Source organism: Aquimarina sp. AWH4_224, from assembly GCF_056160245.1.
Window position 1 is genome coordinate 643,462 of the sequence record NZ_JBSWWU010000001.1, and the last position, 12,392, is coordinate 655,853.

Sequence of the window (12,392 nt, forward strand, 5' to 3'; positions counted from 1 at the left end):
CTACAACTTTCAATGATTTCGAGTAATTCAGAAGAAAATCTATTGTTCTTCTTGATGGTACTAAATGTTTTTCCTCTTTGTGTGAAGACTTAAAGTAAAATTTCGCCATATTTTATAATCTTAAATTAGGGTTATTTAAAATTATAACGGCGTAACTTATACTTTATTATATGAAAGAGTTACTAATTTGTTAAAACTATGTTATTTTTCTCGATTACCTTTCTAAGGTTAATCAACGCGTATCTCATTCTTCCCAAGGCAGTATTGATACTCACACCAGTTTTATCAGATATTTCTTTAAAACTCATATCCCTGTACATACGCATGATCAATACTTCTTTTTGATCATCTGGTAATTCCTGGATCAAGTTACGTAAGTCTTCTTCTACTTGATCTTTAATGATTCTTCTTTCAGCATTTAAATCTCCATCACTAATCACAGAAAAAATGCTAAACTCACCATTATCTTCAAATTTTGGCATTCGATTTCCTTTTCTAAAGTGATCGATCACCAAATTGTGAGCAATACGCATTACCCAAGGAAGAAATTTTCCTTCCTCGTTATATTTTCCATTTTTTAAGGTACGTATTACTTTAATAAAAGTATCCTGAAAAATATCTTCAGAAACATCTCTATCAAATACCTTAGAATAGATAAAACTATAAATTCTTTGCTTATGACGTTCGATTAGAATCGAGAGAGCGCTTTCATCACCTTTGATGTAGTTGTTCACCAAAACTGCGTCTGTCAGGGTGTAATCCTTCATACCGTTTACTTTATTTTAGTACCAACAAGCTTGGGGCTCGGGCTATGTTAAACTTAAAAAGTAAAGGTTTGCTATAGGCAGTTTTGTTTTAAATTAGGTGTTATTACGAGGGCTAAGATAATAACTCTCAGCGAAAATCAAACTATTTTCTGTTAATTTTTTTAACTAAACTTTCATTATCAATTGGTTATTGTACTTCTTAAGTAATCATTATCTTTGCGCTCTTACCGCATATTTGCTATGATTCAAGACATTACAACCTTAGATCCTAAAGAGAATATTATCATTAAAGGGGCTAAGCTCCACAACCTAAAAGATTTAGATGCGATCATCCCTAGAAACAAGTTAGTGGTGATTACAGGACTATCGGGTTCTGGTAAATCTAGTCTCGCTTTTGACACCCTCTATGCTGAAGGACAAAGACGTTATGTCGAGAGTTTGTCTTCGTATGCAAGACAGTTCTTAGGGCGATTAAACAAACCCAAAGTAGAATATATAAAAGGTATAGCTCCTGCAATAGCCATAGAACAAAAAGTAAACTCAACCAATCCCAGATCAACGGTGGGAACCACCACTGAGATTTATGATTATCTTAAATTACTTTTTGCAAGAATCGGTAAGACCTACTCTCCTATTTCTGGAAATGAAGTTAAAAAGGACAATGTCACCGATGTCATAGAGTATGTAAAATCGTTTGAAGAAGGTGAAAAATTATTACTCCTTGCACCTATCGCAGTAGAAAATGGAAGGACATTAGAAGGTAAACTAAAAGTGCTGCAACAACAAGGGTATGCTCGTATCAAAGTAAATGACAAAGTACTTCGAATAGATGAAGCCTCTGTTAAGGATTCTGACACTATCTATTTGGTAGTAGACAGAATTGTAAAAAGAGATGAAGAGGATTTTTTTAATCGCTTGGCTGATGCGGTAGACTCTGCTTTTTTTGAAGGTAAAGGCTCCTGTTATATCGAAAGATTAGCGGATAACCAACAACGCCAGTTTAGTAATAAGTTCGAATTGGACGGAATGACTTTCTTGGAACCAAACGTGCATCTTTTTAGCTTCAATAATCCATATGGAGCTTGTCCAGATTGTGAAGGTTATGGAGATGTAATTGGTATCGATGAAGATCTGGTGATTCCTAATACAGCATTGAGTGTATATGAAGGTGCGGTTTTCCCATGGAAAGGTGATAGCATGAGTTGGTATAAAGATCGGTTGGTCAATAGTGCCTATAAATTTGATTTCCCAATTCATAAACCCTATTTCGAATTGTCTCAAGAGCAAAAAGAACTATTGTGGAATGGTAATGAATATTTTGAAGGTATTCATAGTTTTTTTAGCGAGTTAGAGTCTAAAGCTTACAAAATTCAAAACCGTGTAATGCTATCCCGATATCGCGGTAAAACTAAATGTAATACCTGTAAAGGTCGACGTTTGCGTAAAGAAGCAGGTTATGTAAAAGTAGGAGGAGTTACCATTACCGATTTGGTAGAAATGCCTTTAAATGAGCTTGCTGATTTTTTTAAGACCTTGACACTAAATGAATACGATTCAAAAATTGCAAAACGATTATTAAAAGAGATTAATAGTCGCTTGTCTTTTTTACAGAATGTTGGGCTTGAATACCTTACGCTAAATCGTAAATCCAATACCCTTTCTGGTGGAGAATCTCAACGTATCAATTTGGCAACCTCTTTGGGTAGTAGTCTGGTAGGATCGATGTATATTTTGGATGAACCCAGCATTGGATTACATCCAAAAGATACCGAAAAGTTAATTAAGGTATTGCAATCCTTACGAGATTTGGGAAATACTGTTATCGTGGTAGAACACGACGAGGATATCATGAAGGCAGCCGACGAAATTATTGATATCGGTCCTGAGGCAGGAACTTTTGGAGGAAATGTGGTAGCTACAGGCACATATGATCAAATTTTGAAAGCAGATTCGCTAACCGCAAAATACCTCAATGGAGGTCTGGAAATTGAAGTTCCGGAGCAACGAAGAACATCAAAATACTATGTAGAAATTATTGGAGCCAGAGAAAATAATTTGAAAAACATTGATGTTAAAGTACCTTTAGGAGTATTTACAGCAATTACAGGAGTTTCAGGAAGTGGAAAAAGCACATTGGTCAAAAAGATCATCTATCCATCTGTATTAAAGCAGCTAGGAGGTTATGGAGAAAAAGCCGGAGAGTTTACTGAGATCAAAGGAAATTTCAGCAATATCAAACATGTAGAATTTGTTGATCAAAACCCTATTGGAAGATCATCTCGTTCTAATCCGGTAACTTACATCAAAGCATACGATGATATAAGGGCTTTATTTGCCGATCAAAAGTTATCAAAAATTCGGAATTATAAATCGAAACACTTTTCATTTAATGTAGATGGTGGTCGTTGCGAAACCTGTAAAGGTGAAGGCGTAGTAACTATTGAAATGCAGTTTATGGCCGATGTTCATCTAGAATGTGAGACTTGCGGCGGAAAAAGATTTAAAAAAGATGTTTTGGAAGTTACTTTTCACGATAAAAACATCCATGATATCTTATCGATGACTATAGACAATGCGATCGATTTCTTTACAGAACACAACCAAACCAAAATACAAAGAAAACTACAACCTCTACAAGATGTAGGATTAGGGTATGTACAACTGGGACAGAGTTCTTCTACCCTATCTGGTGGAGAAGCACAACGTATAAAACTGGCCTCTTTTCTGGTAAAAGGAAATACAAAAGATAAAGCACTCTTTATTTTTGATGAGCCGACTACGGGGTTGCACTTCCATGATATCAAAAAATTATTAAAATCTTTTAATGAACTTATCGCAAAAGGGCATTCAATATTGGTTATAGAGCATAATTTGGACTTGGTAAAATGTGCGGATCACGTAATCGATTTAGGTCTGGACGGTGGTAAAAATGGAGGAACTATAATCGCTCAAGGTACCCCTGAAGAAGTGGCAAAAGACAAAGATTCATACACTGCTACGTATCTCAAAGAAAAACTGTAAGCAAATACACTTTATGAAAATAACCACATGTACCCGTGATGAAGCACGGCAGATTGTTGATGGCATTAATCAATACAACCTTAATCATGTTCCGGCGGTCCTACAGGAAAATTGGATTCCAATAGACTATGTTTTAAAAAACAAAGAGAATCAAGTTATTGGAGGAATTTTGGCCGGTATTGGATACTGGGCAGGCTTAGAAATCAAAATTCTATGGGTACATGAGGATTACAGACAACAAGGGCTGGGAACCAAACTATTACAAAAAGCAGAACAAGAAGCAATCATACAGGGAGCTACGCTCTCTTCTCTTGATACTTTTGATTTTCAGGCAGAACAATTTTATCTCAAAAATGGATATCAGGAATTTGGAAGATTAGCAAATTTTCCCGAAGGTCATCAACGAATTTATCTTTCAAAAAAATTGTCTAAATAGTCCTTCATTTCTTGTAATGTCCTACTGAAAATTTCGGCTAAGTGATTTTAAACTGATAAACAAAAATTTATGTCACTTACCACACAACTCAAAGAACGTGCAGATCAATCGGCACAAAAATATCCAGAAACTACACATACTATCATGAATAATGGCATCCAGATCTTAAGAGATGCTAATCTAGTAGACAGTGCTTTAAAAACCGGAAATAAAATACCGGAAATCACATTACCTAATGCAGCCAACAAAAATGTTTCGGTACAAGAAGTATTATTGAACAAAAAAGTGGTGCTTTCCTTCTATCGAGGAGGTTGGTGTCCATATTGTAATCTAGAACTTCAAGCATTGCAACAGTCCCTTTCAGAATTCGAAAAATATGGCGCTACCCTTGTAGCGATTAGTCCAGAAACTCCTGACAATTCTCTGACAACTTCAGAAAAAAACAATTTGAGTTTTGAAGTCTTATCTGATACAGATAATGAAATCGCTAAAAAATTCAATTTAGCCTTTACACTTCCCGAAGATCTTATCGACATCTACAATGGTTTTGGAATCGATTTGGTAAAAAGCAATGGAAACACAAATCAACAGTTGCCGATATCTGCAACCTATGTCATTGATCAGGATGGAACTATCATTTATGATTTTATTAAAGAAGATTACAAAGAAAGAGCTGATCCAGAAGAAATAATTAACTTTTTGAAAAACAATTAATTAGACCTCTGTTTTCATAACTTATCATTTTTTGGCACGCCATTTGAAATACAACTAAGCAAATAGCGGAAGCCGAAATGCTAATGAGTAGGCATAAACCCAAAAACAATTTAAGTTATGAAAAAAATGGTACTTTTTATGGCAGCTTTGTTACTAGTAGGAACAACTGCTGAAGCGACTGAAAACCAACTGTCGGATCACCATGTGAATGGGGTTGCAAAACGCTATAACCGCGCACAACCTATCACCTTTGTTGAAGGTGGTGTAAAGTTCTTTGTCTATCCGGAAGGAGAAATCGAATTCAAAATCTTAAGGAATAGAAACAGAACACGTCAGACGAATTGGGGATGGAACAATAATATCCAAAGTGCACCTGGTTCACAAAGATACCACAATACGTATAGAAGACCTGTGCGATACGATTATTACGGTAGACTAAAAAGAGTTGGTTCAAACCACATTTTCTATGATCGATATAATCGAGTGCGTAGCGTAGGAACTGTACAAATGAGATATAACAGAAGAGGTCTGTTACATCAGGTAGGAGGACTACATATTTTCTATACCAAACGCGGTAGAATTAAATATTTTGATGGAACTGTACACTATACGAATTGTGCTGCTCCCCCATCTCCATACTTCGAGCAAAATAGAACAAATAGACATCACAATGATGATCATATCTATAAAAACAGAAAACGTAAAAAAAGGTATGATGATGACGATGATGATTAAAATATAGATTAGTTGTTGGTTAGTTGTTGAAAATCCCGTCACCATATTCTTCAGGTAGCGGGATTTTCTATTGATGTAAGTTTTGAAGTCTATCAAAATTAAATTTAGAATACAACAAAAGCTCTGCAAAACGCGGAGCTTTTGTCGTTTTTGACTAAAACTCAGTTTAACAACAAAAATCCTATTATAAAAACATCTCCTTTTAACGTTGATAATACTAGTGCTATCTACTCTTCTTTATCGGCTTCTGAAAAAAAGTTGATCTCCCATGGTACTATTTTCAAAATAGAGGAACGCTACTATAAATAACCATTCACTCTTCAATATCAATAGTATTATTATGAAAAAAACAGCATTTATCTTTTTCGCACTTCTTGCTACATCTTTTGTACATGCTCAATCAATACCAATCACCGGAGATGGATATCACCTTTATGGCCCAAATACAACTTGGGGAGAATATCTGAAGGTTGGCGGTAACGGTCGAGGTACTACGAAAGCCTCTGTGGTAGCTACCAATGGAAATCTGCATCTAGATTCGAAGGATGGTAACGCTACCTACTTAAACCACTACAGTAAAGGAAATACATTTTTGAACCTAAATGGCGGAAATGTGGGTATCGGTACTTCTGCACCTGCGGGTAAGCTACATGTAAAAGGGGAAACCTATGTCGATGGAGGATGGTTACGAGTGAAAGGATCAAAAGGAATTTTCTTTCAAGATTTTGGAGGAGGTTTTGTCATGACCGATAATTCCTGGATTCGAACTTATGGAAACAAAAACTTTTACCACAACACTGGTGCTATGCGAACCGATGGAACGCTACAAGTAGGACCTTCAGGGAATCGATTTGTCGTAAACACCGCTGGAAAAGTAGGAATACGCACCACATCACCAGATGAAACCCTACATGTAAACGGAACCACCACGATTACTGCCGATATAGGTGTTCCTACTTCAAATCACTGGCAAACGGGTAGCCATACTTTAGAGTTACAAAATAGTGATCAGGGAGAAGTGGTGTTGTCATTTCACAGAGCTGGTTATAGCAACGCTGCTATCAAACATCCTGCAAGTGGCGGAATCGCATTCTCAGCCAATGGAGCTTACAACCAAACTCATATGCTTCTAAAAAGTAATGGGTATTTGGGGATAGGTACAACCAATCCTGATGCTAAACTAGCTGTAAACGGGAATATTCATACCAAAGAAGTAAAAGTAGATTTGGTTGGATGGCCTGATTATGTCTTCGAAGACGAGTACCAACTCCCTACTCTATCCCAAGTCGAACAACACATCAAAGAAAATGGACATTTACAAAACATTCCATCTGCCAAAGAAATTGAAAAAAACGGTGTGAAGCTAGGAGAGATGAACAAACTTCTTTTGGAAAAAATTGAAGAGTTGACCCTATACACTATCGATCAGGAAAAGGAAATTAAAGCCTTACATCAAAAGATCAACACTTTGGAACAGCAAAACTCAAAAATTCAAAGATTAGAGGAAACACTAAAAATACTACAACAACAAATCAACAACTAAAATGAAAAAAACACTCACTCTCGCATTTTTTGGGGCACTATTGAGTTTCGGGATGCAAGCACAGGAATACGTTCAAACTACCACAAATAGAGCTTATGAAAACAAAAGCTTTAGAACATCGGGTAAATTCTCTATAGGGCCTTCTGACACTCAAGTGGTCGGAGGTTCACCGCTTAACATTCAAACAAACTGGGGAAACTGGATGGCACTAGTAGATGGGTATAAAAAAGATGTATATGCTTTTCATAACCCTAATAACGGTGGTCGAATGGAACTATTTATCCATGATGGGGTAACCAATGCAAATAATTTTGGGGTATTCACCATTAGAAGAGATGGAAATATTGGGATAGGAACGGGAGCCCCAGCAGAAAAACTTCATGTTAATGGTGCCATACGAGGTAATATCTCCGGAGGTGCTTTACGAATTAAATCTGCTCACGGGTATATAGAAGTTGGGCCACGAAATACTTCTTGGGCTCATATCTATACAGATCGTCCTAAAATCATTTTTAATAAAGATGTGTATACTACAAGTAATGCTTTCTCTTCATACGATAATGATCTTATCCTCAAAACCAAAGGTACAGAACGCCTGCGCATAGATGACACCAACGGAAATATAGGAGTCGGAACTAACGCTCCAAAATCTAAGCTACATGTAAACGGAGATATGTTTATGAATGCCGGAGAAGGGTTTAGAGTTTATGGGGACAGTAACTACTTTGGACAATACCTTGATGGAATCATTTTCGAAATGCAAGATACCAATGCTACCAATGGAAATACAGATGGTGGTTTTGTGTTTAAAGGACATACCCCAACGGATGGCGTATCCAAAGACTGGATGGTGATTAAAACCGGAGGGCTTGTTGGTATAGGTACCAATACCCCTGATGCTAAATTGGCGGTAAATGGAAACATTCATACCAAAGAGGTAAAAGTAGATCTCGTAGGTTGGGCGGATTATGTATTTAAAGCAGATTACCAATTACCATCACTTCAACAGGTAGAAGATCATATCAAAACCAAAGGACACCTTATCAATATTCCTTCTGAAGCAGAAGTAGTAAAAAATGGGATTCAACTGGGAGAAATGAATGCTAAACTTCTGGAAAAAATTGAAGAACTCACCCTTTATACCATTTCCCAGCAAAAAGAAATAGATCGATTAAAAATGGTTGAAGATCAAAACCAAAAGTTAGCACAAAGACTAGCTAAAATCGAAACACTATTAGAAAATATAAATACCAATGATGCTCATGGACAAGAAAAATAATCTCACCAAAAAAACAATACTCCTCTTGGGGCTATTTTTGATCGCTTTTATTGTGCGATCCCAAGAGGTTAAGGACTATGATCCATTTTATGTAAACGAACACATCCCATCTAGTCCTGAAACAGGGAACCTGGGAGAGTATGGCAACTACGCGGCTAGCCCTTATAATGGAACTGCCAATGTTAATGTGCCTATTTACACTATAGCATGGGAAGGGTTGCAAATCCCCATTCAAATTAATTATGATACAGGAGGTGTAAAAGTAGCTTCAGAAGCAAGTTGGGTTGGACTCAACTGGAGTCTTTCTACTTCATTCGGTATTCACCGCAGAGTATACGGACAAGATGACTTTAGCGAAAAGATTGCTGGAGACTATACCGGTGCTCCAAAGAGCGGATATATTTTTAATGATTTAGATTTGGAATGGCCCAACGGAACGGCAAGACCATTTTTAGATCATAATGAAATTCTTAATGCGCATCATAGTTTTGGTTTACAAACTAACGAGGGTCGCGCATCCCGTTATCTCGATACACAACCGGATATTTTTACTGTTAATCTATTTGGGCAGAACTATAAATTCATGTTGAATAAAAAAGGATCTCATGAGTTTATTAATGCTATAGTTTTTAACAATAAGAATGTAAGAATCACTTTCAATCTTACAGCTAAGACATTTACCCTATTAGACGAACATGGATTTACGTACTATTTCAATACCAAAGAAATTAATACGACATTCAATACCATTCAAGGCAGTAACCCAAACAATTCCAGCTCTTATCAAAGTGCCATTAGTAATATTTTTGCATTAACCAATAGAATTGATACTGCACTGATCACCAATTGGTCTTTGGATCGGGTGGTTTCTCCCAGAGGAAGAGAGCTAAATTTTGAATATCAAAAAGGATTACATTTTACTTTTCCAAATTATTCTATAATTGGTGATGGTCGAGACAAAGAAGGTAGATTAAACTGGCCTCAAGAACAGTATGAAACTTCCATCTATAAGAAAATCCATAGTGTTACCACTACAGTTATTGAAAACAACTATTTAACTTCTATACAAGGAGACTTTGGAGAGGTGAATTTTGCTTTAGGAGCTAGACAAGATCTTAGTACGGGTAGTACCATCAATACACTTTCCAACAACTCCTTTGGAAGTTATGTATTGTATACTTCACAAAGTCAAATACGTTCTTGTCATGGTGCATCCAATTCTTGTGGAACAAGCACCTCTCTCCTACCTAAAAAGTTGAACAGTATTGAAGTAGTAAACTCCAATGGAAAAAAAGTTATCGATGCGCAGTTTCATCACAGTTATTTTAACAGTAATAGAAGCACCGATGCTGTAAAAGAAAGATACCTGCGTCTAAAACTGGATGGTATCACTGTTAATGATCGCACACATGAATTCAACTATCTACAAGAAAACAGTCTTGCTCCAAAAGATAGTAATGGTGTTGATTTCTGGGGATATGATAATGGAGTATTTACGAATGACACCAAAATTCCACGTATTGGTCGTTTCATCACCTCAAGAGTAAACATGCCAGGGAACAAAGTGGAGATTGGACAATCCTTTATAAAATATAATGGAGCTATACGCAAAAGTAATTTTGCATTTGGAAAACGAGGGGCATTAACCGAAGTCATATTTCCTACCAAAGGAAAAACTATTTTCGAGTACGAACCTCATGAAGTCGTAATGGAAGCTCCTGCTCCTTTTACTGTAACCGATTATTTTCCTGCCCCAAATCAAAATAGGTTAAGATGGACAGATATGCGAGATGAATCCAAATTCAAACTCACTTATCAATATCTAAAGTATGCCAAAGACTCTAGGTACAATTATTTTGAAAAAGAAGCTCCAGTTATTCAAGGAGATGCTATTCAAATCGACGTATCAATAGGAGCAGTTTTTGATGTTGATTTTCCTTCAGTAATCAATATAGAAGGTTACATGAAAACTCATACAGGATGGGATGGTTTAAGCTATTATGCTAATCAACCTATTTTGGTAGTAGAAAATGTAGATACTGGTCAAGAGAGAGTGGTATTTACCTATGCAAACGCACCAAATAGTTATGGAAACTCTTCTGCGGTAAATAATGTTTCTAAAGTTCTTAACTTATCTCCTGGAAAATACAAAGTCGCCAGAAGATCAGCTTCCATACCATCAGGAGGAAACTATAATGACTACCCCCCTATTCCCGCTGTAGAATACCAAAGCACCAGTATGATTTTGAATACGTATGAAAGCCTTTCAGATCAAGATGTATCTGATTTTATTGAAGCTTTTGAAATTGGTGGACTTAGAGTTAAAAAAATCATCCATAAAGATTCAGATAACAGCTTCCTGAAAGCAACGGCATATGACTATAACCGTCCAAACGAATTAGATGGTCTTGCTTCTTCAGGAGTATTAATGGATGATTTGATTTTCCATTCAAAGGCTTCGGGATTCCACTCGTATAACCCAAGGGAATATAGTGATTTTAATCTCACCGAAACCAATATGGTCGGAGGCAATACCAGTGCTCAAGGATCACATATCGGATACTCTTTGGTAAGAGAGTATAATGTTGACGAAGCAGGAAATACCTTGGGATGGATTGAACGTAAATATCACAATCAAAAAAATGAATATTTTACAGATAGTTTTAATCTTCCTTATTCTTATGATAGTAGAATTGGTAATGGCGATCCATATATCAGTATCTTAGGAACAAGAATTAAATGGACCTGCAGTGGTCTGGATTTTGGAAACAATTGCAGGGGAACTTCAAAGATTTCCTCAAGTAAGGGATATGCCGAAATCTCAAACACTGTTTTGTTAGGATTACCATTACGACTTAGCTTTGCTCATGCCAATGGTAATGTGTTGGAGGAGCGTATTTTTTCCAAGGATGAAACACTAATCGAGAAAACAGAAAATACCTATCAGTACCTTAGCGGTAATGTACCCAATCAACATTTTGCTAGTTTTCTAAGTGTTGGACTTAGAATATTAGGTTCTAGCCAGGGGAGTGTATCATCTCAACTATACGACACTTGGGAAGAAGGTCCATGGGGCGCAAACCATCATACTTATTTTCCTTACCTATTCCCTATCCATCACGGGCAAGTTTCAAGACTATTAAACTCAACAAACTACAAAATATTTGATGGTAAGGAGTTAGTTACACAACAGATCAATACCTACAATGAAGATACTCATCATGTAAAAGAGCAAAAGTCGATTCTAGATCAACAAAAAGAACAAATTACCAAGCTCTTTTACCCATACGATACCGAGGTCTATAATAATGCAAACATGAATTTACTGCGTCAGGAAAATCGAGTAGCTACGGTCATCCAAAGTGAAAGCTATAAAAACAATCGAAAGCTTGGCACCATGGTATATGAGTATGCCAACAATGGGAATACTGGAGGTACCACATTGGTGCACAAAATTGCAGTAGGTAAAGCAGCACACCCAGTAGATGAAAGAACCGTTTTTGAACTATACGATAACTATGGTAATGTATTGCAGAAAAAACTAACCGATGGTATAAGAACCACTTATATCTGGGGGTATGATAAACAATATCCCGTAGCCAAGATCGAAAATGCTACGAGAGCACAGATTGAAGCCTTATCAGGTTTTGGGGCCAATTTCCATACAGGCGCATCCGGACTGAGTACCTCTCAAGAAAATACTTTGAGAAATGGTTTGGCAAATGCACTCATTACCACATACACTTATGAACCTCTAATTGGGATTACATCAATGACTGATCCTAAAGGGTATACCATGACTTATCATTATGATGCATTCAATCGATTAGAGTTTATCAAAGATCAGCAAGGCAATCTGGTTTCAGAAAATAAGTATAACTACAAAAACTAATAAAA

Annotated in this window: 8 protein-coding genes; 7 read left to right on the forward strand and 1 reads right to left on the reverse strand. The window is 36.5% G+C overall.

What is annotated here, in order from left to right; genetic code table 11:
• Positions 1-182 precede the first annotated feature (182 nt).
• Positions 183-767, reverse strand: coding sequence for an RNA polymerase sigma factor (locus ACXAGJ_RS03165; protein ID WP_073314125.1), 585 nt, complete (start codon positions 765-767; stop codon positions 183-185).
• Positions 768-1,007: 240 nt separating this feature from the next.
• Between ACXAGJ_RS03165 and uvrA the strand changes: the two genes are divergently transcribed.
• The 7 genes from uvrA (at position 1,008) to ACXAGJ_RS03200 (ending at position 12,387) form a co-directional block, all read left to right on the forward strand.
• Entirely contained in the window at positions 1,008-3,788 is a 2,781-nt protein-coding gene (uvrA, locus tag ACXAGJ_RS03170) for an excinuclease ABC subunit UvrA (RefSeq protein ID WP_474837038.1), read from the forward strand.
• 13 nt (positions 3,789-3,801) lie between these two features.
• On the forward strand, positions 3,802-4,224 hold the full coding sequence (locus tag ACXAGJ_RS03175; RefSeq protein ID WP_474837040.1) for a GNAT family N-acetyltransferase: 423 nt from the start codon (positions 3,802-3,804) through the stop codon (positions 4,222-4,224).
• Between the two features lie 69 nt (positions 4,225-4,293).
• Positions 4,294-4,938 carry a peroxiredoxin-like family protein gene (locus tag ACXAGJ_RS03180; protein ID WP_474837042.1) on the forward strand — a complete coding sequence of 215 codons (645 nt, stop codon included), beginning with the start codon at positions 4,294-4,296 and terminating at the stop codon, positions 4,936-4,938.
• A gap of 117 nt (positions 4,939-5,055) precedes the next feature.
• On the forward strand, positions 5,056-5,673 hold the full coding sequence (locus ACXAGJ_RS03185; RefSeq protein ID WP_474837044.1) for a hypothetical protein: 618 nt from the start codon (positions 5,056-5,058) through the stop codon (positions 5,671-5,673).
• Positions 5,674-6,013: 340 nt separating this feature from the next.
• Positions 6,014-7,216 carry a shufflon system plasmid conjugative transfer pilus tip adhesin PilV gene (pilV, locus tag ACXAGJ_RS03190; RefSeq protein ID WP_474837046.1) on the forward strand — a complete coding sequence of 401 codons (1,203 nt, stop codon included), beginning with the start codon at positions 6,014-6,016 and terminating at the stop codon, positions 7,214-7,216.
• 1 nt (position 7,217) lies between these two features.
• Positions 7,218-8,495 carry a hypothetical protein gene (locus ACXAGJ_RS03195; protein ID WP_474837048.1) on the forward strand — a complete coding sequence of 426 codons (1,278 nt, stop codon included), beginning with the start codon at positions 7,218-7,220 and terminating at the stop codon, positions 8,493-8,495.
• The gene (locus tag ACXAGJ_RS03200) at positions 8,479-12,387 is read left to right on the forward strand and encodes an RHS repeat domain-containing protein (protein ID WP_474837050.1); all 3,909 of its coding nucleotides are present in this window, start codon (positions 8,479-8,481) and stop codon (positions 12,385-12,387) included. The genes ACXAGJ_RS03195 and ACXAGJ_RS03200 overlap by 17 nt, the downstream gene beginning before the upstream one ends.
• The last annotated feature ends 5 nt before the right edge of the window (positions 12,388-12,392 follow it).